The sequence below is a fragment of the Curvibacter sp. CHRR-16 genome (genome assembly GCF_018474005.1).
Taxonomy (GTDB): domain Bacteria; phylum Pseudomonadota; class Gammaproteobacteria; order Burkholderiales; family Burkholderiaceae_C; genus Allorhodoferax.
The window spans coordinates 156196-179958 of the sequence record NZ_JAHCSH010000004.1 but is presented as its reverse complement, the minus strand read 5'-3'; the positions used below and the strand labels follow the sequence as shown (position 1 = coordinate 179958).

Here is a 23763-nt window from a genome sequence, read left to right as displayed (position 1 = left end):
GGGTTCGCTCACACCGCGCTAGACGAGCGCTTCCAGAGGTTGATGCCGCCGTCCTGAGCATGCTGGTCGATGGCGGCCAACTCGTCAGCGCTGAAGTCCAGCTTGTCCACCGCACCGGCCAGTTCAATGATTTGCTCGGGCTTGCTGGCCCCAATGAGGGCCGACGTCACGGTACGGTGGCGCAGTATCCACGCGATGGCCATCTGCGCCAGACTTTGCCCTCGGCTTTGGGCCAGTTCGTGCAGAGCGCGCACGTGTTGCAGGTTTTGCTCGGACAAATGCTCGGCCTTGAACGAGCCGCCTCCAGCGCGGTTGATGCGCGCATCGGTGGGCACGCCGTTGAGGTATTTGCCCGTCAGCAGGCCTTGGGCCAAGGGGCTAAAGGCGATGCAGCCAGCGCCTTGCGCATCCAGTGTGTCCAGCAGGTCTTCTTCCACCCAGCGGTTGAGCATGCTGTAGGACGGCTGGTGGATCAGCAGCGGCACACCCAGGCTGCGCAAGATGGCGGCCGCTTCCCGTGTTTTGGCCGCGCTGTAGCTGCTGATGCCCACGTACAAGGCCTTGCCCTGCTGCACGGCGGTGGCCAGTGCACCTATGGTTTCTTCCAGCGGGGTGTCGGGGTCAAAGCGGTGGCTGTAAAAAATGTCCACATAGTCCAAGCCCAGGCGCTGCAGGCTTTGGTCCAGACTGGCCAGCACGTATTTGCGCGAACCGCCGCCTTGGCCATAGGGGCCGGGCCACATGTCGTAGCCCGCTTTGCTGGAGATGATGAGTTCATCCCGGTAGGGCTTGAAGTCGCGCTTCAGGTGTTGGCCAAAGTTGGTTTCGGCACTGCCATAGGGCGGGCCGTAGTTGTTGGCCAAGTCAAAGTGCGTGATGCCCAAATCAAATGCAGTGCGCAGCATTTGGCGCTGCGTTTCCATGGGCGTGGCATCGCCAAAGTTGTGCCACAACCCCAGCGACAGGGCGGGTAGCTTTAAGCCGCTGGTGCCGCAGCGGCGGTAGGGCATGCGCCCGTCATAGCGGGTGGGTTCTGCGTGGTACATGGGGCGTGTCTCCTGGTGGTGTTTTTAGTCTTTGCGGCTGGCGTAGCGGTTGGCCATGATGGAGCAGGTGAACAGCTGCAACTGGTGGTAGAGCATGATGGGCAGCAATATCAAGCCCAAGTAGGGGTGCGCTCCAAACAACAGCTTGGCCATGGGCACCCCCGATGCCAAGGTTTTTTTGCTGGCGCAAAACACGGCGGCTATTTCATCTTCGGTGTTGAAGTGGAACGTTTTGGCCGCCCAGCGGGTGCAGGCCAGCGCCAGAAGCAAAAACAGCGCGGCCCCAACCATGGCAATAGCAATGGTGTCCAGCCCGTTGTCGCGCCACAGGCCAGAGGCCACCGAATCGCAAAATGCGTTGTACACCAGCATGAGGATGACCCAACGATCCAGCAGCGTGGTGAAGGCCTTGTGCTTTTGGTACCAGTCCAGCAGCACAGGTCGCAACACTTGTCCCAGCACCAGTGGCAACAGCAACTGCTTGGCAATGCCCACCACCGCATCGGTGAACGACAACGCCCCACCGCTGCTACTGCCCGCCATCAAGGTAATGAGCAAGGGCGTGAGCACGATGCCAATCAGGCTGGACAGCGTGGCGTTGAAGATGGCCACCGGCACGTTGCCGCGGGCCATGGCCGTCATGGCCACCGATGACGAGATGGTGGAAGGCAGCGCTGCCAAATAGCAAAAACCCAGCGCCAAGCCCGTGCTCATCCAAGGCGAGACCACATTGCGCAGCAGCAGCCACACCAAGGGGAAAGCCACAAACGTGCACAACTGCACAAACACATGAACCTGCCAGCGCGAAGCGCCTTGGCGCAAATTGGCGGTAGACAAGCCCAGCCCATGCAAAAAGAACACGATGGCAATGCCCACGTTGGCCACTTGGTCGCCGTGCAGCACGCCACCGCTCTTGCCCCAATGGGGCGTGAAGCTGGCCAGCACCACCATGCCCATCATGCAAAACAAAAACCATTCTTTGCGCATTAACTGCAGCGCACGTTGGGGCGGGGTCAATGGGGTGTGGGGTTGGTTCGTAGTTGTCATAGCGTCCTTTTTTATTAGTTGCGTGCGTGGGACATGGAGATGCTCTGCACATCGGGCCATGCACGCATGATTTTGGCCAATGCATCCAAACCGATGGCGCGCTCTTTATCCGCCACCGTGGCTATGCATTTGATTTCCATGTGTTGGTGATCCGCGTAGATGCTGAAAGTTTCGGTCGAAATTTCGTAACCCATGGGTTGCAGGTGTTCGTTGAGTGCTTGCAGGTTCAGGCTGCTGTGCGGTTGCAATATCAAACGCAAGGACAGGGCAGGGTGGGTTGGCAAGCTGCTCTCTATGCGGTTGCCCCACAGCATGGTGAGCATGCACAGCACCGCCAGCAAAATGGCCGCCGCATAAAACCCCACACCCAGCAGCACCCCAATGCAGGAGGCCGTCCAAATAGACGCCGCGCTGGCCAAGCCGGTGATTTGAAAGCCGTCTTTCACAATCACCCCAGCACCCAAAAAGCCAATGCCCGTCACCACCCCTTGGATCACCCGCGTCGGGTCAGCACCCGCCATCGTGTTGGGGTACAGCGCCCCAAACCACAGGTGCGGGTAACCCGCTACTGCCGTAATGGCCGTAGATGCCATGCACACCAGCGCATAGGTGCGAATACCAGCAGCACGCCCGTGGTAGGAGCGCTCATAGCCCACCAAGCCGCCCAAAAACAAGGCCCCCAGTAGGTTCAAAAAAATCAACAGATTGGTTTGCAGTTCAAGACCCGTCCAATAGGTCGTTATCAGTTGGTTGAGAGACAGGCTTTGCATGGGCTTATTTTTCAGGGGGTATTCGTATTGGGATAATCGACCTAGTTTTTATAAGGCTTAGTACACCGATGGACTTTTTTTCTATTGCTTTCCTAGCCGCATTGGCGCAGATCATGCTGGTCAACATCGTACTCTCGGGCGACAACGCCGTAGTCATTGCCTTGGCCGCCCGCAACCTGCCGCCCGAGCACCAGCGCAAAGCCGTGCTGTGGGGCAGTGGTGGCGCTATTGTGCTGCGCGTTATCTTGACCGTGGTGGCTGTGCAGTTGCTCAAAATCCCGTATTTGCAGTTTGCAGGCGCCTTGCTGCTGTTGTGGATTGCTTACCAACTGCTGGTAGAAGACGATGAAGCCGAAGGCGAAGAGCACAAAACCCACGGCAACTTGCTCTCGGCTGTGAAAACCATCCTCATTGCCGACGTGGTCATGAGTTTGGACAACACCTTGGCCATTGCTGGTGTAGCCAAAGGCGATTGGACGCTGCTCATCGTGGGCTTGGCACTGTCCATCCCGCTCATCGTGCTGGGTTCTACCGTCATCATGAAGCTCATGGACCGCTTCCCCGTTATCGTGTACGTGGGGGCTGGTCTCATTGCTTGGACTGCGGGCGAAATGATGGACTCTGACGCCGCTGTGCAACCCTACTTGCCCCACCTGCTGCACGAAACCGTGCTGCTGCCTGCCGCCCTGACTGTGGCGGTGGTGGGCTTGGGCTGGTGGATGAACCAAAAGCGTGGCCGCGATGCCGCCGCCGTGTTGGCCGCCGACAAAGCCGCTGCGCTGCGTATTGAAGACAAGATCGACTAAGCGCTATCGAAGCGCAACTGCTCAGCGCAATGACCCCATCCCCCGCAGCGCACTTTCCACCGCTGCGGCGGTAGCAAAGGGGTTTTCCAGGGGCAGCAAATGGCTGCCTTCTAACATTTGCATGCGGCCTTGGGTGATGCGCCGTGTGGCCGCCAAGCCCGTGCGGCGCGCTTCGTTGGATGCCAATCCCCCCACATAGCTCACGGGCCGCTGCAAGCCACTGCGGCGCAGGCGTTGTGGCATGTCGTGCGGCAGCGCGTCGTAGATAGCGGTTTCCACAGTGCGGTCAAACACCAGCACGCGCTGGCCCTGGTGGTCTGCTGTACCGTATTGCACGTAGTCGCGCAGACACTGGGGGTGCCAGCTAGCAAACAGTGGCTTGGAGGCAAAGTGCTCCAGCACGGCTTGTTCATGCGGCCAAGTGTTGCGCCGCTTGCGGCTGACCACCCCCGGCGAGAAGCGCTGGTTCAGCCCCAGCCGTTTGCCACCTGCCACCACTTTGCTGCGCCAGCCACCCAGCACTGGGCTGTCTACCAGCACCACACCGCGTACCAAACCAGGGTGTTTGCTCGCTACCAGCAGGCTCAAATACCCACCCAGCGAATGGCCCACCAGCCACACGGGTTGCCCTAGCGCTTGCACTACCTGCTGCGCATGCTCGGCCAGTTCATCGACCAAATGTGGCCAACCATCGCTCACTGGAAAACGCGGGTTGTGCCCCACCTTGTCGATGGGGTGCACGCCATAGCCACGCTGGCGCATGGCATCCAGAAACACCGAGTAGGTGGCGCTGGGAAAGCTGTTGCCGTGCGCAAAAACCAAATGCTCTGTAGCGGGCAGCGACATGGCAGCCTTTTAAATGAGTTTTTCGTCGGGCGTGCTGATCTTTTTCAGCTGCTGGTGGCGGCCATGGGGCACGCGCAGTGGCACATCGGTGGTGCCGCCGTTCCACAGCGGGTCTTCAATGCTGTCAAACACCTGGCGCAGCTTGTCGCCCCATGCTGCGCGCAGCATCTTCAGGTAAGGGTTGTGCTCGTCAATGCACACCACTTTGTCGGTTTGCAGCGTGTCGGCGTCGTACACCACCAAATCCAGCGGCAAACCCACCGACAGGTTGGACTTGAGCGTGCTGTCCATCGACACCAGCAGGCACTTGGCTGCCTCGTCCAGCGGCGTGCTGGGGGCGATCACGCGGTCCAGCACGGGCTTGCCGTATTTGGACTCGCCAATTTGGAAGAACGGCGTTTCGGCCGTGGACTCGATGAAGTTGCCCGCCGAATACACCTGGAACAAGCGCATGCCTTCGCCCTTGATTTGCCCGCCAAAGATGAGGGAAACGTTGAAGTCCACCCCAGCAGCTTTGAGTGCCGCGCCATCGCGCTCTTGCACGCGGCGAATGGCCGAGCCCAATACGCGCGTTGCGTCAAACATGCTCTTGGCATTCCAGATGGTGATGCCGTCGTCCTCGTCTTTGTCCTTGAGCTTTTCGATCTGCAAAATCTCGCGCACCGACTGCGAAATGGACAAATTGCCCGCCGACAGCAGCACCATGAAACGGTCGCCCGGCTTTTCGTACACGATCATTTTGCGGAAAGTGCTGATCTGGTCCATGCCCGCGTTGGTACGCGAGTCCGACAAGAAAACCAGTCCAGCATTGAGTTTGGCAGCGACGCAGTAAGTCATGGGCAGAGAGAAAAAGAGTGATGGGGCAGTCTAGCAGCTTGGCTGGGCTTATTCCTTGGAAGAGGATGGACTGCTGGTGGTGGAAGTCTTATTCGTTGAGACGGTATCGCTGTTATTGACTTTGATAGAGCGAATGAAGTCTCTTGATGTGATGGTGATAAAGAAAATTTGATCTTGTTGGAGTAAGGATGTAATTATTAAAAATAAATCTAATTGACCAATCATGCCCGTTTGACTGGAGTGTCCATCACCGATGTAAAAAATTTTCGCTACGTCGGTGTATTTGTTTTTGGGTATGAATATTCCGCCAATGCGGATGCGGGGTGAGAAATTGCGGATTTCATTTTTTTCCGGAAATCTATTGTTCTCTACATAGAAGTCCGCATCTTTTCCAATCAAAGTGAAAGTGGATTTTCCTTCTTGGGTGAAGAACGTTCCTTTTTCATTCTCGCCAATACTGGTATAAATGCCGGGATTAATGCCGGTCACTATGTTGGAGTCAAAAATACCTTTTCTTTTCTCGTAATAGTCTTTATTAATTGTGATGGTTTGGGTGGTTTCTGGTTTTTTTAATGCGTTGATATTGGAGCAGGCGCATAAAAAAAATGCCAGTAATACAGTTGCAAATGTCTTCATCGGTGTTGTCTCTTTGATTTCCCAGTGCAGGGCTTATTGGGTATATCCCGCTAGCTTCCCAGTGTAGCTTTGTGACGAGTCTGCTGGTTAAATATGCTGCTGTCACTACAGTCCACCCCATTGCGCTTCAGCGCTGAGACGAGACCCATGTCCACCCCATCCATCTCCCACCTTTTGCAATCTCCGCAATCTCCGCATTCCCCGCTATCGCGCCGCCAGTGGCTAAGCTCCATCGGCACGTCCATGGGATCTTTGGCTGCTGTGGCCTTGGCTCCTGGCTGGGCTGTGGCTGCCAATGCGGCAGCGCAGCGCTGGCAGCACAACGCGTTTGCGCTGGGCGTGGCCAGTGGCAGCCCGCGGCCTGATGGCATGGTGCTGTGGTCGCGCTTGCTGCCCGAGGGCTTTGTGCCCGGCGTGGCCGAGGCGGCCAGCACTGCTGGCGCAGCCCAAGCCCGCGCGGGCTGGGGGGCAGTGCCTGTGCTGTGGGAGGTGGCGCACGACGAGGCTTTTGCCCGCGTGGTGCAAAGTGGCCAAGCGCTGGCCCTGCCCGAGCTGGGCCACAGCGTGCACGTGGAGCTGCAGGGGCTGGCGGCGGACCGCTGGTACTTCTACCGTTTTCGCGTAGGCGCAGTCACCAGCCCAACCGGGCGCACCCGCACCTTGCCCGCAGAGGGCCAATCTCTGCAAGCGGGCAGCCGCTGGCGCATGGCCTACGCCTCCTGCCAGCGCTGGGAGCACGGCCACTACGGCGCGTGGCGGCATATGCAAGACGAGCAGCTGGACATGGTGGCCTTTGTGGGCGACTACATCTACGAAAGCACCCGCCGCCCCGGCGATGTGCGCAGCCACAGCCTGGCGCTGCCACAAACGCTGGACGACTACCGCGACCGCTACGCCCTGTACAAGAGCGACCCGCAACTGCAAGCCATGCACGCCCAGTGCCCGTGGCTGCTGACGTGGGATGACCACGAGGTGCTGAACAACTACGCCGCCGACTTTGCCCCCGGCAAGCTAGACCCAGCGGCTGCACAAGCCTTTGCAGCGCAGCGCCAAGCGGCTTACCAGGCGTATTACGAAAACCAGCCCTTGCCGCTGAGCAGTTGGCTGGGCGCAGGCAAGGGCCTGCAGCTCTACCAGCGCCAGCGCTGCGGTGCGCTGCTGGACTGGCATGTGCTGGACACCCGCCAGTACCGAGCCGCCCCCGCATGCAGTGGGCCCGATGGCAAGAAAGGCAGCACCAAGGCCAGCGCCTGCGCCGAACTGACCGACCCCAGCCGCAGCCTGCTGGGCACGGCGCAGGAGCAGTGGCTGGCCCAAGGCCTGCAGCAAAGTCAGAAAAGCGGTGCGCGCTGGACGGTGCTGGTGCAAACCACCCGCTTTGGCCCCAACGCCATGGGCGGGGTCACCCCGCATACCAGCGTGAGCAACGACAACTGGGACGGCTACCCCGCCGCCCGCCAGCGCCTGCTGCAAACCCTGCAAGACAGCCGCGCCCCCAACCCCGTGCTGCTGGGCGGCGATGTGCACTCCAACTGGGTGGGCCACGCGCTGGCCGACTACCGCCAGCCCATGGGGCCGCGCAACCCCGCACTGGCGGTGGAGTTCACGGGCACCAGCATCAGCTCCAACTACGGTGGCGCGGCCCACGTGCCCCAGCAGGTGGCCGACAACCCGCACTGGGTGCTGGGTGAGGGCAGTTTGCGCGGCTACGGCGTGGTGGAGTTCGGTGCCAAGCAGCTCACCACCACCTTGCGCGTGCTGGATGACGTGACCCAGCCCGATAGCGGCGTGCGCACACTGGCCCGCTTGGCGGTGGAGGCGGGCAGCAATCGGGTGCAGCAGGCCTAAGCGGCAGCATGCGCCGGACTTTGCCACCACTGCGCATCAGCACCGCTGCCTTGGCGTGGCTGCTGGGGGTGGCGCTGCAGTTGCAGCAAGCCCAGTTGTATGCGGCAGGGTTTTATGCCGGGAGCTGTGCGGCGGCGTTGCTCCTGCTGTGGCTTTGTGCCCGCTGGCAGGCACACACTCCGTGCAGGCGCTTGGCGCTGCCGTTGGGGATGCTGCTCGCAGCCGCCGTGCTGGGTTGGGGCAGCACCGGGTGGCGTGCTGCGGTGTTCGATGCGCAGCGCCTAGCCCCCGCGCTGGAGGGGCAAGACATTGCCGTGGTGGGCGTGGTGGATGACATGCCGCGCCTGCACCCCACGGGCACGCGCTTTCGGCTGGCGGTGCACAGCGCCACGCTGCGCGGGCAGCCGGTGCAATTGCCCCCGCTGCTGGATGTGGGCTGGTACGCGCCGCGCTACGGTGCGACAAATTGGACGGCGGCAGGCGCTGGAGCAGAAGCAGGAGCAGGAGCAGGAGCAGGAGCCAGCCCGGGCAGCGATGCCGATGCCAGTACTTGGAGCCTGCAGCGCGCCCCGGTGGCGCTGCTGCCCGGCGAACGCTGGGCCATGACGCTGCGCCTCAAAGCCCCGCACGGCCAGCACAACCCGCATGGGTTTGACTACGAGCTGTATCTGTGGGAGCAGGGCGTGCAAGCCACGGGCTATGTGCGCACCAGTGCCAAAGACCCAGTGCCGCAGCGGCTGGACGCAGCGCCCTGGCGGGCCCCGGTGGCGTGGCTGCGCACGGTGCTGCGCGAGCGCATCAGCCAGCAGGTGGATGACCCGCACAGCGCCGGGCTCATGGCGGCGCTGGTGCTGGGCGATCAAGCCGCCATCGACGCGCCGGACTGGGACGTGTACCGCAGCGCGGGCTTGAGCCACCTCATCAGCATCTCGGGCTTGCACATCACCTTGTTTGCTTGGCTGGCCGTGCGCCTGCTGGGCTGGCTGTGGCGACAGTCGGCGTGGCTGTGCGCGCGCTGGCCTGCGCCGCAGGCGGCTGCTCTGGGTGGTTTGCTGCTGGCTGCTGCCTATGCCGCGCTGGCGGGTTGGGGCGTGCCAGCCCAGCGCACGCTGTGCATGCTGGCCGTGGCGGTGCTGGTGCGCCAAGCGGGGGTGCGTTGGCCATGGCAGGTGGTGTGGCTGAGCAGCGCGGTGGCGGTCACGCTGCTGGACCCGTGGGCGCTGCTGCAGCCGGGTTTTTGGCTCAGTTTTGTCGCGGTGGCGGTGTTGTTTGCTACAGATTTAGGAGCTGCTTCAGCTTATGCAGCAAGCTCTGCAGGAATATTTGGCTGGAGAATTCTGTGGCGCCATGTGCGTGCTTTGCTGTACCAGCAGGGCGTTATCACGCTGGCCTTGGCACCCTTGTCCATTGGCTTGTTTGGGCAGTTGTCCTTGGTGGGGCTGGTGGCCAATTTGCTGGCCATACCGTGGGTGACGCTGGTGCTCACGCCGCTGTCCCTGCTGGGCGTGCTAGTGCCGCCGCTGTGGGGGCTGGCGCAGTGGGCGGCGCAGGGTTTTCATGCGGTGGCCAGCTATCTGGTGGCGTGGCCGTGGGCCAGCGTGCACTGGCCTGTGCCGCCGTGGCCGCTGGTGGTGTTGGGCTTGGTGGGGGCGCTGTGGCTGGCGTGGCCTATGCCGTGGCGCATGCGTTTGCTGGGGCTGCCTGCGCTCTTGGCCCTGCTGCTGTGGCAACCTGCGCGGCCTGAGCCGGGGCAGTTTGCCCTGCTCGCGCCCGACATAGGGCAGGGCAACGCCGTGCTGGTGCAAACCGCTCACCACAGCCTGCTGTACGACGCGGGCCCGCGCTACAGCGAGGACAGCGATGCGGGCAACCGCGTCATCAACCCGCTATTGCAAGCCCTGGGCGTGCGGCTGGATGTGCTGCTGCTCAGCCACCGCGACACCGACCACGTGGGCGGTGCCGCCACGGTGCTGCAAAGCCAGCCACAGGCGCGGCTCCTTAGCAGTTTGGCACCCGATCACCCGCTGGTACAAGCCACGGGCCGCGATGGTCACCCCGCTGCCCAGCCTTGCCTAGCAGGCCAGCAGTGGGAGTGGGATGGCGTGCGCTTTAGCGTGCTGCACCCCACCGAGCAGGACTATGCGCAGAGCAACAGCGCCACCAAGCAGCGCCCCAACACCCTCTCGTGCGTGCTGCGCATCGAGGCTGGCCCTGCCACGCGCAATGAGGGCGGGGCAGTGGCTCTTTTGGTGGGTGATATCGAAGCGGCGCAAGAGCAAGCGCTGCTGCAGCGCTACCCGCCAGACCATTTGCGTGCCGATGTGCTGCTGGTGCCGCACCACGGCAGCAAAACCTCCAGCACGCCAGACTGGCTACAGGCCGTGCAGCCAGTCTGGGCGTGGGTGCAAGCGGGTTACCGCAACCGCTATGGCCACCCTGCCGCGCCCGTTGTGCAGCGCTATGCCGAGTTGGGCAGCGCGCTCTTGGTGTCACCCACCTGTGGAGCCATGCAGTGGCAGTCCAACGCGTTATCCCTAGCGCAGAGCACGGTGTGCAGCCGCGAGGGGGCTAGGCGATATTGGTTGCATCATGTACATTAATGACCCGTCGGTTACTAATTTTCTTTGGAGTGCAAACCATGGTGAATTTCTCTCTGCAGCGTGGAACGGTGCTTACGGCAGTGGCACTGTGTGTCGCGTTATTGGCAGGCTGCAGTGCAGTCCCTGTGGTGCAAAACAAGTCGTTGCCAGAGGAGAGCGCTCCCGCGCAAGAGGCCAGCACCAAGCCCACGGAGTTGAAAAACCGCTACTCCCTCATGGAGTCTGCCCAGCGCTCCAAACCCTCGCCGGTGCGTATCTTGTTGGCTTTCTCGGGCGGAGGAACCCGGGCGTCTGCCATGTCGTATGGGGTGCTGCGTGGTTTGCAGCAGCAAGAAATACCCGCCTCAGTTGGTGGTGGAAGCTTGCTCAAGCGCGTGGAGGTGATTTCCTCCGTGTCAGGGGGCAGCTTCACGGCGGCCTACTACGGTTTGTACGGTGAAAAGGGCTTTGATGATTTTGAGAAAAAGTTCTTGCGCCGCAATGTACGCAGCGAACTGGTGAGCGCGGTCTTTAGCCCATTGCAGTTGTTTTCTTCTACCGGGCGCACCGATGTGGCCGAGCGCATTTATGCCGACACCATTTTCCAAAACGCCACCTACGCCGACATGTTGCGTGCTGGTGGCCCATTGGTGGTGATCAATGCAACCGACCTCTCCCAAGGCAGCAATTTTGCATTTTTGCAAGAGTATTTCGATTTGCTGTGCTCGGATTTAAGCTCCTTTCCAGTAGCCCGGGCGGTGACGGCCTCTTCGGCGGTGCCAGTGATGTTCAGCCCCGTGGTGCTGCGCAATTATTCTGGTTGTTCGCGTGAGGACGTGGATTCCTACTTGCAAACCGTGATGCACCTCACGCCCAAGCAGTCCTTGCGTTTCAAGGCCGAGAGCTTGCGCTCCTATGCCGACAAAACCGAACGCCCCTACATCCACTTGGTCGATGGTGGCTTGACCGACAACTTGGGCGTGCGTGCTATCAACGATTTTGTGGATGTCGCAGGCGGCATGAAGGCCTTTGCCAATATCGTGGGCATTCAGCAAGTGCCACCGCCCAAGCATTTGCTGGTCATCGTGGTGGATGCATCGACCGAGAACAACCAAGGCTTGGATAAGACAGCCAAGGCTCCCACGATAGAGCAAACCCTCGATGCCGTGACCGATGTGCAACTGCACCGCTACAACGAAGAAACACTGGACAAAGCACGTGTGACGCTGGAGCAATGGAAAACGGATTTGGCTACGCCCGAGCACCCGGTGAATACCTACTTCATTCACCTCAAGTTCAAAGACTTGGACGACAAGCGCCGCCAATACATCAACCAAATCCCCACCACCTTGGCACTGGACAAAGAGCAGGTGGATACCTTGATCGGTGCTGCGAAAGATTTACTGCAATCCAATCCGCAGTACCGACAGTTTTTGCAGGATGTCGGGGAGTAGCGAGGTCTTACTTCAGTACATCCCCTACGCAGACGTATTTCACTTCCACGTACTCGTCCATGCCCAGGTGCGAGCCTTCGCGGCCCAGGCCGGACTGCTTCACACCGCCAAAGGGCACGTGCTCGGTGGCCAAAATGCCCACGTTGGCACCCACCATGCCGTACTCCAGCGCCTCGCTGACGCGGAACAGGCGGCCCATGTCGCGGGTGTAGAAGTAGCTGGCCAGGCCAAACTCGGTAGCGTTGGCTGCGTCAATGGCTTCTTGCTCGGTGTTGAACTTGAACACCGGGGCAAAGGGGCCAAAGGTTTCTTCGCGCGCGCAGAGCATGTCGGCCGTGGCATCGGCCACCACGGTGGGCTCGAAGAACTGGCCCGAACCCAGCGCGGTCAGGCGCTTGCCGCCAGTCACCACACGGCCACCCTTGGCCACCGCGTCGTCCACGTGGCGCTGCACTTTTTCCAGCGCGGCTTCTTCAATCAGTGGGCCTTGGCTCACACCGTCTTCAAAGCCGTTGCCCACCTTGGCGCTGGCCACTTTGGCGGCAAACTTGGCCACGAACTGGTCGTACACACCCGCCTGTACATATATGCGGTTGGAGCACACGCAGGTTTGGCCTGCGTTGCGGTATTTGCTGGCAAAAGCGCCTTCTACGGCGCTGTCGATGTCGGCATCGTCAAACACTATGAAGGGGGCGTTGCCGCCCAGCTCCAAGGCCAGCTTCTTCACGGTGGGGGCGCACTGCGCCATGAGGATGCGGCCCACTTCGGTAGAGCCGGTAAAGCTCAGGTGGCGCACTACGTCGCTGGCGCAAATGACCTTGCCCACGGCAATGCTGTTGCGGCTGTCAGCGGTCAGGATGTTGAGCACACCCGCTGGAATGCCCGCACGCACGGCCAACTCGGCAGCGGCCAAGGCGGTCAGGGGCGTTAGCTCGGCGGGCTTGATGACCACTGGGCAGCCAGCCGCTAAGGCGGGCGCTACCTTGCGGGTGATCATGGCCAGTGGGAAGTTCCACGGCGTGATGGCTGCGCACACGCCAATGGGCTGTTTCATGATCAGCAAGCGGCGGTTGTTGTCGAACTGCGGCAGGATTTCACCGTTGACGCGCTTGGCCTCTTCGGCAAACCACTCCACAAAGCTGGCACCGTAAGCCACTTCGCCCTTGGCTTCGGCCAAAGGTTTGCCTTGCTCGGCGGTCATGATGCGGCCCAAGTCGTCTTGGTTGGCCATCAGCAAGTCGTACCACTTGCGCAGGATGATGCTGCGCTCTTTGGCCGTTTTGCTGCGCCATGCGGGCCAGGCTGCGTTGGCCGCAGCAATGGCCGCCTCGGCATCGGCTGGGCCCAGGTTGGGCACATCGGCCAGCTTGGCACCCGTGGCGGGGTCGGTCACGTCAAAGCGGCTGCTGCCAGCCACCCATTGGCCGTTGATGAAGGCATCGGTCTTGAGCAGGCAGGGGTCTTTGAGTTGGGAGAGGGGGGAGGTGGTCATCATGGCCTCGGTTTCTAGAGTTGCTTAAGGTATAGGTCAGCTTAACGCAGGCATTGCTGTGCCGCCCAGGGTGGGCGCAGCCTCCATGCGGAAAAAGGCAATCGCTTGGCTGAGTTGTTGGGTTTGCACGCGCAGGCTCTCTGCAGCGGCGCTGATTTGTTCCACCAAAGCAGCGTTTTGCTGGGTCGATTGGTCAATGCGTGCTACCGCTTGGCCGACTTGGCTGATGCCCTCGTACTGGGTGCCGGTAGCGCTGCGGATGCTGACAACCAGCGCATTGACCTGATCTACTTGGCCCACGATGTGGGTGATGGCCGCGCCAGCAGTTTGCACTTTGGTCGATGTGGCTTGCACTTTGTGCACATTGCTGTCGAGCAGGGTGCGAATTTCCTTGGCTGCTTGGCTAGAACGTTGGGCCAAGGCCCGTACTTCGCTGGCCACCACGGCAAAGCCACGGCCTTGTTCGCCGGCCCGTGCGGCCTCTACCGCAGCGTTCAGGGCCAAGATGTTGGTCTGAAAAGCAATGCCATCAATCACCGCGGTGATGTCACTGATGGTGGCAGAGGCGGTGGCCAAATCCTGCATGGCACTCATGACTTCGGTCACGCTGCGCCCGCCATCGTTGGCCGCTTTGGCCGCTTGTGAGGCCAAGGTGCTGGCTTGCTGCGCGTTGTCGGCGGTGTTCTTGACGGTGTGCATCAGCCGCTCCATGGACGCTACGGCTTCTTGCAAATCACGCGCTTGCAGTTCGGTGCGTTGGCTCAGGTCGGCATTGCCAGCGGCAATCTCGGCTGTGCCTGTGGCTACGCTGTCGCTGGTGTTGCGCACATCGCGTACCAAGCTGGCCAAGCGTTCACGCATGGTCAGCATAGCCGCCATGATGCTGTTTGCGGGCACATTGGCCGCTTGTTCATGCGCTGCCAAACGGCCTTGCGCAATGGCCAAGGCCAGCTCAACCCCTTGGGCAGGCTCTCCCCCTACTTGGCGTACTACCGAACGCACCACCGCCCATGCTGCCGCTATGCCCAAGGCTGTAGCCAGTAAAAAACTGCCCACCAAAATGGACAGAGACAGTTGGTAAGTCTTGGCCCCTTGCTGGGCCAGACCACTGGCCTGCTCGGTCGTGTACTGCCAGTAGGCGTTGATGTTTTTCGTTGCCGTGGTGTAAATGCGCTCAGTCTTGCTCGTGAAAAGGCGGCGTGCGGCTTCCCCTTGCTCCGGGGATTGCAGGCTTTCGCGGGTGAGTGTGCGCAGTTTTTCCCAGTTGCTGGCGCTCAGGGCCAAACTCTCGCTCACGGCCTGCCACAAAGCCCGTTCTTGCTCATCGCGCAATTGCGATTCGTCCTGCGCCACACCGCGCTGCAGCTGATCGAAATGCGTAGCAATGGTTTTTTCCAACTCTCCCATTTCTTCTTCGGATACCGTCATCAGATGCTGTCCTTGCAGCATGCGGATGGAAGCCAGTTCTGTTTGCCAGTTGCGCACTTTTTCCAAAGCCGGGGTCGTGGTCGTGGCATAAAAGTCCAAGGACTCATGCATGCCCCGAATCTGGCTGGCAGAGATGAGCGAGACGCCCAGCAAGAAAAACAGCAACAACCCAAAAGCCAGTAGCAAGCGGCTGCGCAGAGTCAATGCAGTGCGTCGTTGGGTAAGAGCACGCCAAGGTGCAACAAGGGGAAATCTCATAGTACAGGTAGGCAGTGTCAATCGCGGTCAGCGCATCTCAATTTCAATGAACACGACCTCGTGCTCGGTGGGGTTGATGACGTTGTGTTCTACCCCCACATTGCGGGTGTAAGACTGGCCGGGTACGAGCGGGGCTCTGCGCTCGCCGTCCGCTGTTTCCAGCAGCAACTCTCCGTCTGTCATGGGCACCACAACGTAGTCATGCGCATGCCGATGCCAACCAGTTTCAGCGCCCGGCGCGAAACGCCATTCAGTGACGATTACTCGGTCGTTGGAGATTTGGATGGTGGGTACAGCTTGTGGGCGATGCATGGACATTGAACTTTCAGATGGATTGGGCAAAAAAGGCACTAAGTTCTGCATCCGGTATTTGCTGTTGGGCATACGAAAAACTGCCTTTCTGCTGAATTTCTTGCCCAGCACGCCGAAGCAGGCCCAAGCAGGCACGGGCCAGACTGCCTCCCGTGCTAATGCGACGAACACCCCACTGCGTGAGTTGTTGCACTGTCAAGGTCGAATCCGTTAGTCCCATCACGACATTGACTGGATGTTGCACAGCCTTTACCAATGCCGTGATGCTGGTTTCATCGTTGAGTCCCGGAACAAAGAGACAATCAGCTCCTGCAGCACGGTATGCACGGCAGCGTTCGATGCTTTCATGCAAAGCATCAGGGCGTTTGCATAAAAATGCATCGCACCGCGCAGTGAGTGTGAATGGAATGCCTGTAGCGTCAGCAGCTTGGCGCGCAGCAGCAATTCGTTCAACCGAATCAGGTAATGCAAACAATGGTGCAGCGGTGATGCCTGTTGCATCTTCAATATTGGCTCCAGATGCCCCAGCTTGTATGACCAGGCGAATTGTGTCGGCAACACCCGCTGCATCCTGTCCATAGCCTGACTCCAAGTCCGCATTGACGGGAATTCGCACTGCACGTGCAATGCGGTAAATAGCATCCAGCATGGTGTTTCGATTAACAGCGTCAGCGCCATCTGGGCATCCCATGGAAAAAGCGATTCCCGCACTGGTGGTTCCCAGCGCAGGGAAACCTTCAGCTTCCAGCAAACGAGCACTTCCAGCATCCCATGCGTTGGGCATTACCCATGTGCCTTGGCGATGCAAATCACGCAGTGTTTGACCACGCGAAAGTAGTGATTCAGATGGAAATGCTGCGAATTGCGGCTGCATAGGGCATCCAGTCTTTGACCTTGGACGATCACTGGCGGCGTCCACGCAGCCATTCGAGCACCAGCAGCAAGCTGGTGGTGAACAAAATCAGCAGCGTGGCCACAGCGGCGATGGTGGGGGAAATGTTTTCGCGAATGCCCGTGAACATCTGGCGCGGCAGGGTGGTTTGCTCGGCACCGGCCAAGAAGAGGGTGACCACCACTTCGTCAAACGAGGTGGCAAACGCAAACAAGCCGCCGGAGATAACGCCCGGTGCAATCACCGGCAAGGTGACGCGCATGAAGGTGCGAAACGGGGTTTCGCCCAAGCTGAGCGAGGCGCGCACCAAGTTGTGGTTGAAGTTGGACAGCGTAGCCAGCACAGTAGTCAGCACAAAGGGCGCGCCCAAAGCGGCGTGCACGGCAATCAGGCCCACATAGCTGTCACTCAGGCCCAGAGGCGCAAAGTACAGGTACGTGGCTACACCCACCACGATGATGGGCACCACCATGGGGGCAATCAGCACGGCCATGATGAGGCCTTTGAAGCGAAATTCAGTGCGCGACAAGCCTACTGCCGCCAGCGTGCCCAGCACGGTGGCGATGACCGTGGCAGCAGGTGCCACGATGAAGCTGTTGCGCGTGGCGTTGCTCCACTCAGGCGCGCTAAAGAGGTTTTGGTACCACTTGAGCGACCAGCCCGGCATGGGGTAGCTCAGGAAGGAACTGCTGGAGAATGACAGCGGGATGATGGCCAAAATAGGGGCCAGCAAGTAGATGAGCACGGCCACGCAAACGATGCGCAGCAGCCACCAGCCAGCCTTGTCCAGTGGGGTGGCGTAGAGCGGAAATTCGGGCAGTTTGAACATGGTGTGTTTTTCCTTATGCCAAAGCCAAGTCGGTCTTGCCCACGCGGCGGTAAATGCCGTAGAGCACCAGTGTGGTCACCAGCAGCAGCGCACCCAAGGCGCAGGCCATGCCCCAGTTGATTTCCACGTTGGTGTAACGGGCGATGTAGTAGCTCAGCATCTGGTCGTCCGCGCCACCCAGCAGCGCGGGGGTGATGTAGTAGCCAATGGACAGAATGAACACCAGCAAAGCCCCCGCGCCAATGCCGGGGAAGGTTTGTGGCACATACACCCGCGCAAAGGCGGCCAGCGGGGCACTGCCCAGCGACACGGCGGCCCGCACATAGGTGGGGGGCACGCTTTTCATGACGCTGTAGAGCGGCAAAATCATGAAGGGCAACAAGATGTGCACCATGGAAATGATGACGCCCGTGCGGTTGAACAGCAGCTCCAGCGGCTTGTCGGTCAGGCCCAGACCCATGATGGCGCTGTTGACCAGCCCTTCGGATTGCAGCAACACAATCCAAGCCGCTACGCGTACCAAGATGGACGTCCAAAACGGCACTAGCACCACAATCATCAGCACGTTGGCCTTGCGCTCAGGCAGGGTAGAGAGCCAGTAGGCCAAGGGGTAAGCCAGCACCAAGCACAGTACCGTGACGACGAAGCTGATGTGGAAAGTGCGCAGCAAGATGCCGCTGTAAGCGCGCAACTCTTCGGGCATGCGTTCTATGTGGCCTTGGGCATCGCGGCGCAAGTCCAACGAGGCCAGCAAATAGTCCCCCGTCCAGCGCGAGCCATTTTTGGCAATGGCTTGCCAGTACACCGGGTCGCCCCAGCGCTCGTCTTTGTCCAGCAACTGTTGGCGAATGCTGTCGGCATCGCCCTCCAGCGGCAGGGCTCGGTAGGCACCCATGATGAGCGAGCGGGCACCCGGAGCCTCGGTGTTGAGGCGGCGCGCCAAAGCCCCTGCGTCGGACGAGTCAGGCAGGTGTGACAGGTCTTGCACCAGCGCTGCATAGGCAGCAGGCGCTGGGGCCGATTGTGTGTCCCAGCCGTCCAAGGCCGCTACCGTGTAGGGCAGGGCTTTGACGACTTCGGGGTTTTCCACCGCCCGCATGAGCAGGGCGGCAATAGGAATCAGCAAGGTAAACAGCAGGAACACCAGCAGTGGCACCGTCAGGCCAAACGCGCGCCATTTGCGGCGGGCCTCTGCGCGTGCAAGGGCCTGGCGCAGATCGCTGCCATGCGGGGTGGCAGCCATGCTGGGGCTCGTAAGGCTCTGGGGTGCGGTCATAAGCGGTGTTCCTGTCTGTCGTCTCTATGCTTTATTGGGTAGCCCAGGCTGCAAAGCGTTTTTCCAGGGCTTCGCCTTGGTCAGCCCAGAAGCTGATGTTGAATTGCAGTGCTTCCTTGGCGTTCTTTTCAGAAGTAGGCAGGTTGTCCAACACCTTTTTGTCCAACTTGGCCAATGCCTTCTTGTTGGTAGGGCCGTAGGCGATGTTTTGGGCGTACACAGCTTGGTTCTCAGGCTTCATAGCGAAGTTGATGAACTTGTACGCAGCGTCCTTCTTGGCAGTGCCCTTGGGGATGACCCAGTAGTCCAAGTCGTAGATGCCACCGGGCCAGAAGATTTGCAGGTTGCGGCCTTCGCGGTTGGCAGCGTCAATGCGGCCGTTGTAAACCGTGGTCAGCACCACGTCACCAGCGACCAAGATTTGGGGCGCTTGGGCACCGGCTTCCCACCATTGGATGCTGGGCTTGAGTGCGGTCAGCTTCTTGAATGCGCGGTCGGCACCGTCTTTGGTGGCCAGCACTTTGTACACGTCGGCGGGTTTCACACCGTCGGCCATCAGAGCGAACTCGAGGTTGTAGCGTGCACCCTTGCGCATGCCGCGCTTGCCAGGGATTTTCTTGGTGTCAAAGAAGTCGGCCCAGCTGGTGGGGGCTGTCTTGAGCTTGTCGCCGTTGTACGCCATCACGGTAGACCACACGAACACACCCACACCGCACTCGCTCACCGCTGCAGGCAGCAGGTCTGCTTTGGGGGCAATCTTGCTGTAGTCCAGTTTTTCAAACAGGCCTTCATCGCAACCACGTGCCACGTCGGGGGATTCGACTTCCACCACGTCCCAAGTCACGTTCTTGGTTTCCACCATGGCTTTGACTTTGGCTTGCTCACCGTTGTATTCCACGGCGGTGACTTTCACGCCTTCTTTGGCGATGGGTTCGTAGTAGGCCACCTTTTGGGCATTGGCATTGGCACCACCAAAGTTCACCACGGTAATGGCGTCTTCGGCATGGGCTGTCAGGGCCATGCAGGCCGACAGGGATGCCAGGGCGATCAGGCTTTTTTTCATGGAACAAGCTCCTTTGCTTGGGTTGGTTGAAGGACAGGGGAAAACAAGAAAAACAAACCATCACAGCGCGTACAGGCGCGTGTGCTGGGGCTCAAACTCCAGGTACACCGTGCTGCCCATAGCAGGGGCTTGCAGTGCGCTGGGATGACTCAGGGGCAGTTTGACGATGGCCTGCGCTTGCTCTGCGCCCAAAGCGCATTGCAGGCGCACGTGGTCGCCGTAGTACACGATGCCTGCCACTTGCGCGGCCAGCACGTTGTGAGCAGCGGGCAGTGCGGTGTGCAGGGCAATGCGCTCGGGGCGCACGCAGGCTTCTACGGGCGCGCCCACGCTGACTTGGTTCACGTTCAGACCTTGCAAGCTGGCATTGAGCCCCGCCAGTGCCACACTGGCCTGGCCGTTGCCATCGGTTTGCAGCGTGCCGTGCAGCACCGTGCTGTCGCCCACAAATCCCGCCACGAAGCGGTTGCTGGGCGTTTCGTACAGCGCTTGCGGGGCAGCCAGTTGCTGGATCACGCCTTCGTTGAACACCGCCACGCGGTCGCTCATGGTCAGCGCTTCGCCTTGGTCGTGCGTCACGTACACAAAGGTCACACCCAGTTGGCGGTGCAGTTCTTTGAGTTCGAGCTGCATGTGCTCGCGCAGTTGCTTGTCCAGCGCGCCCAGCGGTTCGTCCATCAGCACCAGTTGGGGCTCAAACACCAAGGCACGGGCCAAGGCCACACGCTGCTGCTGGCCGCCTGACAAGCGGGTGGGCAAGCGATCACCCATGCCCGACAGGCGCACCATGTCCAACGCTTTTTTCACCCGCACCGCTTGCTCGGCCTTGGGCACCTTGCGCACGGTCAGGGGGTAGGCCACGTTCTGCGCCACTGTCATGTGGGGGAACAGCGCGTAGTTTTGGAACACCATGCCAAAGTTGCGCTTGTGCGGTGGTGTGGTGGTGATTTGCTTGCCGTCCAGCATGATGTCGCCCGCGGTGGGCGACTCAAAGCCAGCGAGCATCATCAGTGTGGTGGTTTTGCCCGAGCCCGAAGGGCCCAGCAAGCTCAAAAATTCACCGCGTTGGATATCCAGGTCGAGCGAACGCACGACCAAGTGTTCTCCGTCGTAGGTTTTTTGTACGCCGCTAAAGCGCACCAAAGGTTCGCTAGCCACTGCGGGGGTCATCTGGGTGTTCATGCGGAGGCTAGTGGTTTATGCGCAGGCAGCAAAGCTGTCGGCCAAAATCTGCAGGCCTTCGTCCAGCAGGGCGTTGGAAGCGGTCAGCGGCACCAAGATGCGGATCACGTTGCCGTAGGTGCCGCACGAAAGCAAGATGAGTCCGCGCTTGGCCGCTTCGGTGACGATCTTTTTGGTCAAGTCGGCAGCGGGCTTGTGCACGTCACCGCCTTCAAACAGCTCAATGGCCACCATGGCACCCAAGCCGCGCACGTCGCCAATGCTCTTGTGTTGCGCGGCAATGCCTTGCAGCTTGCCAATCAGGTAGGTGCCCATTTCTTGGCTGCGTTGCAGCAGCTTTTCTTTCTCGAACGCATCCATCACGGCCAGCGCAGCAGCACAGCCAATGGGGCTACCGGCATAGGTGCCGCCCAAGCCACCGGGGCCGGGGGCGTCGATCACGTCGGCGCGGCCCACCACGCCAGAGAGTGGGAAGCCACCCGCCAGCGACTTGGCGGTGGTGATCAGGTCCGGGGCCACAGGCCACTGCTCGCAGGCAAACCAGGTGCCGGTGCGGCCTGCGCCGGTTTGCACTTCGTCGGCAATCAGCAAGATGCCGTGCTGGTCGGCCAGCGCCTTGAGGCGGCGGATGAACTCGGGCGGTGCAACGTAGAAGCCGCCTTCGCCTTGCACGGGCTCGACGATGAATGCCGCCACGCGCTTGGCTTCGATGTCGTTCTTGAAAATCAACTCCACCGAGTCGATGGCGTCGTCAATGCTCACGCCATGCAGTTCGTTGGGGAACAGGGCGTGGAATGTCTCACCGGGGAAGGGGCCAAAACCCAGCTTGTAGGGCGCGACCTTGCCGGTCAGCCCCAAGGTGGCGATGGTGCGGCCATGGTAGCCGCCGGTGAAAGCAATCACGCCGGGGCGGCCTGTGTAGGCTCGTGCCACTTTGATGGCGTTTTCCACCGCCTCGGCACCCGAGGACAGCAGCAAACTCTTCTTGGCAAACGCGCCCGGTGCCATGGCGTTGAGGCGTTCGCACACGGCCACATAGGGCTCGTACGCCACCACTTGGAAGCAGGTGTGCGTGTACAGCTCCAACTGGGCTTGCACGGCCTTGATCACCTCGGGGTGCAAGTGGCCGGTGTTGAGCACCGCAATGCCGCCTGCAAAGTCGATGTAGCGGCGGCCTTGAACGTCCCACAGCTCGGCGTTGAGCGCGCGCTGCACAAAGATTTCGTGGGCTTGTCCTACCCCGCGGGCCACTGCAGCGTGGCGACGGCCCATCAGGGCGGCGTTGGTGAGTTGGGCTTCGTGTTGCATGACCAAAATCCAATAGGTGGTTGATGAATGGAAGCGGATTCTGGAAGTCCTGTCACACAGCGTCCATGTACAGACAGTGCGATTTTTTGGCGTACTGTGCAGGTTTAGAATCCAATACACAGATTCCCTAATGCCCCCCGAAACAGTGCATGTTGCAGCTCAGTCCTGATCTGTCCACGCCCCTGGTGACCCAGATCGTGGATGGCCTGCGTAGCCAGATTGCGGCCCAAATCCTCAAGCCTGGTACCAAACTTCCCTCTATACGGGCCTTTGCTGCCGCCCATGGGGTCAGTGTGTTTACCGTGGTCGAGGCCTACGACCGCTTGGTAGCCCAAGGTTGGTTGGTCTCCAAAGCGCATGCGGGCTTTTTCGTCAAACGCCGTGGCGATGAGCCCCCCGTTCACCCTTCTGGTGCATTGGTAGAGCGGCCACGCCCCCAGTTTGATGCGCGCTGGTACCTCAAACAAATTTTTGAAAACCGCAATTTGCCGCTCAAACCCGGCTGCGGTTGGCTGCCCCACGACTGGCTCTTTGGCGATGCTGTGCGCCGCAGCATGCGCCAACTCTCCACCGATGGGCCTGAGCTAGATGGCTACGGCCTGCCGCATGGCCACATGGCCCTGCGCATGGTGTTGGCCGAGAGCTTGGTCGAGCACCAAATCGCCGTCGATGCCGATCAGATCGTGTTGACCCACGGCTCCAGCCAAGCACTGGACTTGGTGGCCCGCAGCTTTGTGCGCCCCGGTGATGTGGTGCTGGTGGACGACCCCGGTTACCCCAACCTGATGTTCATGCTGCGCTTTGCTGGCGCTACGGTGGTGGGCGTGCCGCGCACCGCGCAGGGCTACGACCTGCAAGCGCTCGAAGCCCTGCTGGTGCAGTACAAGCCCAAGGTCTTTTTTACCCAACCACGCCTGCAAAGCCCCACGTGCTCCACCGCCTCGCTGGCGCATTTGCACCGCCTGCTGCAGTTGGCCGAGTTGCACGACATGCTGCTGGTGGAAAACGATATTTATGCCGACATGGACAGCAGCCAGCGCCCCTCGCTGGCCAGTTTGGACGAACTGCGCCGCGTGATTTACCTGGGCAGCTTTTCCAAAACCATCTCGCCCAATTTGCGCACCGGCTATTTGGTGGCGCAGCGCGACCGCTTGGATGCGCTGGTGCAGCTCAAGATGGTGTCGGGCCTCACCTCGTCGGATGTAACCGAGCGCATCACCTTTGGTGCCGTGACCGATGGCCGCTGGCGCAAACACCTCAAAGCCCTGCGCGACCGTTTGGGCGAAGCCCACCGCGACGTGGGCCGCAAGCTCGACGGTTTGGGCTTTGAGCTGTTTCACGAGCCCGGCGCTGGCATGTACCTGTGGGCGCGCCACCCCGACATACTGGACAGCTCCACCTTGTCCCAAGAAGCCGCAGCGGCGGGCATCATGCTGGGCCCCGGCCAACTGTTCTTGGTAGAACCCCGCCCCACCGGCTGGCTGCGCTTCAACGTCGCCTTCAGCCAAGATGACCGCCTGTGGCAGTTCATGGGGCAGGCGATTGAGCTGCATAGGCAGCGCAATCAGTGACGCGCTTGCAAGGGTTGCCTTCACGGCGAAGCCGGCCACAGCGCTTGAAAGTCGAATGACAGTTGCCGTTGGTGGCGGATAGACAGCAGGTAGACCGTGCCCTGCAGGCGTGCATACAGCAGCAAATGGATGTGCTCCCGCTCTAGCTGGTGGTAGTAGTCCAGCCGCTGGGCGTCTATCAGCGCCACATAGCTTTCCCCGTTTTTGGTGATGTCTGGCTGCACGTATCCACCACTTTGACCCAGTTCCTGTCGCCGCGCAGACGATCGAATCAGTAGGCTGT

General features: G+C 60.5%; 21 protein-coding genes and 1 pseudogene. 5 read left to right on the top strand and 17 right to left on the bottom strand.

All coding sequences use genetic code 11. From position 1 onward, the window contains the following. Nucleotides 1-8: 8 nt before the first annotated feature. From mgrA to KIK84_RS10490, 3 genes are read right to left on the bottom strand one after another with little or no spacing between them, the layout of a single operon-like run. A complete protein-coding gene (mgrA, locus tag KIK84_RS10500) occupies nt 9-1046 on the bottom strand; it encodes an L-glyceraldehyde 3-phosphate reductase (RefSeq protein ID WP_214123043.1) in 1038 nt (345 codons plus the stop codon). Nucleotides 1047-1070: 24 nt separating this feature from the next. Continuing rightward, a complete protein-coding gene (locus tag KIK84_RS10495) occupies nt 1071-2093 on the bottom strand; it encodes a bile acid:sodium symporter family protein (RefSeq protein WP_214123042.1) in 1023 nt (340 codons plus the stop codon). Between the two features lie 14 nt (nt 2094-2107). Next, on the bottom strand, nt 2108-2863 hold the full coding sequence (locus tag KIK84_RS10490; RefSeq protein WP_214123041.1) for an MgtC/SapB family protein: 756 nt from the start codon (nt 2861-2863) through the stop codon (nt 2108-2110). Between the two features lie 68 nt (nt 2864-2931). Here KIK84_RS10490 and KIK84_RS10485 point away from each other — a divergent pair, with 68 nt between their 5' ends. Further along, complete coding sequence (locus tag KIK84_RS10485) at nt 2932-3669, top strand: TerC family protein (RefSeq protein WP_214123040.1); 738 nt, start codon at nt 2932-2934, stop codon at nt 3667-3669. Between the two features lie 21 nt (nt 3670-3690). Here KIK84_RS10485 and KIK84_RS10480 read toward each other — a convergent pair whose 3' ends face one another. Genes KIK84_RS10480 through KIK84_RS10470 form a run of 3 tightly spaced genes read right to left on the bottom strand, consistent with a single transcriptional unit; the run spans nt 3691 to nt 5988 of the window. Then, nucleotides 3691-4515, bottom strand: a complete 825-nt coding sequence (locus tag KIK84_RS10480) for an alpha/beta fold hydrolase (protein ID WP_214123039.1) — start codon at nt 4513-4515, stop codon at nt 3691-3693. A gap of 9 nt (nt 4516-4524) precedes the next feature. Continuing rightward, on the bottom strand, nt 4525-5352 hold the full coding sequence (locus KIK84_RS10475) for a proteasome-type protease (protein WP_214123038.1): 828 nt from the start codon (nt 5350-5352) through the stop codon (nt 4525-4527). A gap of 48 nt (nt 5353-5400) precedes the next feature. After that, complete coding sequence (locus KIK84_RS10470; protein ID WP_214123037.1) at nt 5401-5988, bottom strand: hypothetical protein; 588 nt, start codon at nt 5986-5988, stop codon at nt 5401-5403. Nucleotides 5989-6135: 147 nt separating this feature from the next. Between KIK84_RS10470 and KIK84_RS10465 the strand changes: the two genes are divergently transcribed. The 3 genes from KIK84_RS10465 to KIK84_RS10455 are packed head-to-tail and all read left to right on the top strand — an operon-like array spanning nt 6136 to nt 11869. Next, the gene (locus tag KIK84_RS10465) at nt 6136-7836 is read left to right on the top strand and encodes an alkaline phosphatase D family protein (RefSeq protein ID WP_214123036.1); all 1701 of its coding nucleotides are present in this window, start codon (nt 6136-6138) and stop codon (nt 7834-7836) included. A gap of 8 nt (nt 7837-7844) precedes the next feature. Then, nucleotides 7845-10436, top strand: coding sequence for a DNA internalization-related competence protein ComEC/Rec2 (locus KIK84_RS10460; protein ID WP_214123035.1), 2592 nt, complete (start codon nt 7845-7847; stop codon nt 10434-10436). Between the two features lie 38 nt (nt 10437-10474). Then, the gene (locus tag KIK84_RS10455) at nt 10475-11869 is read left to right on the top strand and encodes a patatin-like phospholipase family protein (protein WP_214123034.1); all 1395 of its coding nucleotides are present in this window, start codon (nt 10475-10477) and stop codon (nt 11867-11869) included. A 7-nt stretch (nt 11870-11876) separates the two neighbouring features. On the opposite strand, the gene KIK84_RS10450 is transcribed toward KIK84_RS10455, so the two are convergent. From KIK84_RS10450 to gabT, 10 genes and pseudogenes are all read right to left on the bottom strand, one after another. After that, nucleotides 11877-13361, bottom strand: a complete 1485-nt coding sequence (locus KIK84_RS10450; RefSeq protein WP_502757552.1) for an NAD-dependent succinate-semialdehyde dehydrogenase — start codon at nt 13359-13361, stop codon at nt 11877-11879. A 36-nt stretch (nt 13362-13397) separates the two neighbouring features. Then, nucleotides 13398-14060 (bottom strand): methyl-accepting chemotaxis protein, encoded by a 663-nt coding sequence (locus KIK84_RS16995; RefSeq protein WP_502757556.1) that lies wholly within the window; start codon nt 14058-14060, stop codon nt 13398-13400. 390 nt (nt 14061-14450) lie between these two features. Further along, nucleotides 14451-15047 (bottom strand): annotated as a pseudogene (locus KIK84_RS16990) (MCP four helix bundle domain-containing protein); the annotation flags it as partial. A 27-nt stretch (nt 15048-15074) separates the two neighbouring features. Then, nucleotides 15075-15359: a cupin domain-containing protein gene (locus KIK84_RS10440; RefSeq protein WP_214123031.1), complete on the bottom strand. Its 285-nt coding sequence runs from the start codon at nt 15357-15359 to the stop codon at nt 15075-15077. A 13-nt stretch (nt 15360-15372) separates the two neighbouring features. Then, on the bottom strand, nt 15373-16233 hold the full coding sequence (locus KIK84_RS10435) for an isocitrate lyase/PEP mutase family protein (protein ID WP_214123030.1): 861 nt from the start codon (nt 16231-16233) through the stop codon (nt 15373-15375). Nucleotides 16234-16261: 28 nt separating this feature from the next. Continuing rightward, nucleotides 16262-17080 (bottom strand): ABC transporter permease, encoded by an 819-nt coding sequence (locus KIK84_RS10430; protein WP_214123029.1) that lies wholly within the window; start codon nt 17078-17080, stop codon nt 16262-16264. A 13-nt stretch (nt 17081-17093) separates the two neighbouring features. Then, entirely contained in the window at nt 17094-18356 is a 1263-nt protein-coding gene (locus tag KIK84_RS10425) for an ABC transporter permease (RefSeq protein ID WP_250207915.1), read from the bottom strand. A 31-nt stretch (nt 18357-18387) separates the two neighbouring features. After that, nucleotides 18388-19419: an ABC transporter substrate-binding protein gene (locus KIK84_RS10420; RefSeq protein ID WP_214123028.1), complete on the bottom strand. Its 1032-nt coding sequence runs from the start codon at nt 19417-19419 to the stop codon at nt 18388-18390. A gap of 60 nt (nt 19420-19479) precedes the next feature. After that, a complete protein-coding gene (locus tag KIK84_RS10415; protein ID WP_250207914.1) occupies nt 19480-20601 on the bottom strand; it encodes an ABC transporter ATP-binding protein in 1122 nt (373 codons plus the stop codon). Nucleotides 20602-20616: 15 nt separating this feature from the next. Continuing rightward, nucleotides 20617-21909 carry a 4-aminobutyrate--2-oxoglutarate transaminase gene (gabT, locus tag KIK84_RS10410; RefSeq protein WP_214123027.1) on the bottom strand — a complete coding sequence of 431 codons (1293 nt, stop codon included), beginning with the start codon at nt 21907-21909 and terminating at the stop codon, nt 20617-20619. 149 nt (nt 21910-22058) lie between these two features. Here gabT and KIK84_RS10405 point away from each other — a divergent pair, with 149 nt between their 5' ends. Then, nucleotides 22059-23480 carry an aminotransferase-like domain-containing protein gene (locus KIK84_RS10405; RefSeq protein ID WP_214123026.1) on the top strand — a complete coding sequence of 474 codons (1422 nt, stop codon included), beginning with the start codon at nt 22059-22061 and terminating at the stop codon, nt 23478-23480. Between the two features lie 20 nt (nt 23481-23500). On the opposite strand, the gene KIK84_RS16605 is transcribed toward KIK84_RS10405, so the two are convergent. Further along, on the bottom strand, nt 23501-23752 hold the full coding sequence (locus KIK84_RS16605; protein ID WP_502757555.1) for a hypothetical protein: 252 nt from the start codon (nt 23750-23752) through the stop codon (nt 23501-23503). Nucleotides 23753-23763: the final 11 nt, after the last annotated feature.

What these genes read in the sequence shown, in the direction of transcription:
- mgrA (WP_214123043.1), bottom strand. Translation starts at nt 1,046, where the DNA reads ATGTACCACGCAGAACCCACCCGCTATGACGGGCGCATGCCCTACCGC.
- KIK84_RS10495 (WP_214123042.1), bottom strand. Translation starts at nt 2,093, where the DNA reads ATGACAACTACGAACCAACCCCACACCCCATTGACCCCGCCCCAACGT.
- KIK84_RS10490 (WP_214123041.1), bottom strand. Translation starts at nt 2,863, where the DNA reads ATGCAAAGCCTGTCTCTCAACCAACTGATAACGACCTATTGGACGGGT.
- KIK84_RS10485 (WP_214123040.1), top strand. Translation starts at nt 2,932, where the DNA reads ATGGACTTTTTTTCTATTGCTTTCCTAGCCGCATTGGCGCAGATCATG.
- KIK84_RS10480 (WP_214123039.1), bottom strand. Translation starts at nt 4,515, where the DNA reads ATGTCGCTGCCCGCTACAGAGCATTTGGTTTTTGCGCACGGCAACAGC.
- KIK84_RS10475 (WP_214123038.1), bottom strand. Translation starts at nt 5,352, where the DNA reads ATGACTTACTGCGTCGCTGCCAAACTCAATGCTGGACTGGTTTTCTTG.
- KIK84_RS10470 (WP_214123037.1), bottom strand. Translation starts at nt 5,988, where the DNA reads ATGAAGACATTTGCAACTGTATTACTGGCATTTTTTTTATGCGCCTGC.
- KIK84_RS10465 (WP_214123036.1), top strand. Translation starts at nt 6,136, where the DNA reads ATGTCCACCCCATCCATCTCCCACCTTTTGCAATCTCCGCAATCTCCG.
- KIK84_RS10460 (WP_214123035.1), top strand. Translation starts at nt 7,845, where the DNA reads ATGCGCCGGACTTTGCCACCACTGCGCATCAGCACCGCTGCCTTGGCG.
- KIK84_RS10455 (WP_214123034.1), top strand. Translation starts at nt 10,475, where the DNA reads ATGGTGAATTTCTCTCTGCAGCGTGGAACGGTGCTTACGGCAGTGGCA.
- KIK84_RS10450 (WP_502757552.1), bottom strand. Translation starts at nt 13,361, where the DNA reads ATGACCACCTCCCCCCTCTCCCAACTCAAAGACCCCTGCCTGCTCAAG.
- KIK84_RS16995 (WP_502757556.1), bottom strand. Translation starts at nt 14,060, where the DNA reads ATGCACACCGTCAAGAACACCGCCGACAACGCGCAGCAAGCCAGCACC.
- KIK84_RS10440 (WP_214123031.1), bottom strand. Translation starts at nt 15,359, where the DNA reads ATGCATCGCCCACAAGCTGTACCCACCATCCAAATCTCCAACGACCGA.
- KIK84_RS10435 (WP_214123030.1), bottom strand. Translation starts at nt 16,233, where the DNA reads ATGCAGCCGCAATTCGCAGCATTTCCATCTGAATCACTACTTTCGCGT.
- KIK84_RS10430 (WP_214123029.1), bottom strand. Translation starts at nt 17,080, where the DNA reads ATGTTCAAACTGCCCGAATTTCCGCTCTACGCCACCCCACTGGACAAG.
- KIK84_RS10425 (WP_250207915.1), bottom strand. Translation starts at nt 18,356, where the DNA reads ATGACCGCACCCCAGAGCCTTACGAGCCCCAGCATGGCTGCCACCCCG.
- KIK84_RS10420 (WP_214123028.1), bottom strand. Translation starts at nt 19,419, where the DNA reads ATGAAAAAAAGCCTGATCGCCCTGGCATCCCTGTCGGCCTGCATGGCC.
- KIK84_RS10415 (WP_250207914.1), bottom strand. Translation starts at nt 20,601, where the DNA reads ATGAACACCCAGATGACCCCCGCAGTGGCTAGCGAACCTTTGGTGCGC.
- gabT (WP_214123027.1), bottom strand. Translation starts at nt 21,909, where the DNA reads ATGCAACACGAAGCCCAACTCACCAACGCCGCCCTGATGGGCCGTCGC.
- KIK84_RS10405 (WP_214123026.1), top strand. Translation starts at nt 22,059, where the DNA reads ATGTTGCAGCTCAGTCCTGATCTGTCCACGCCCCTGGTGACCCAGATC.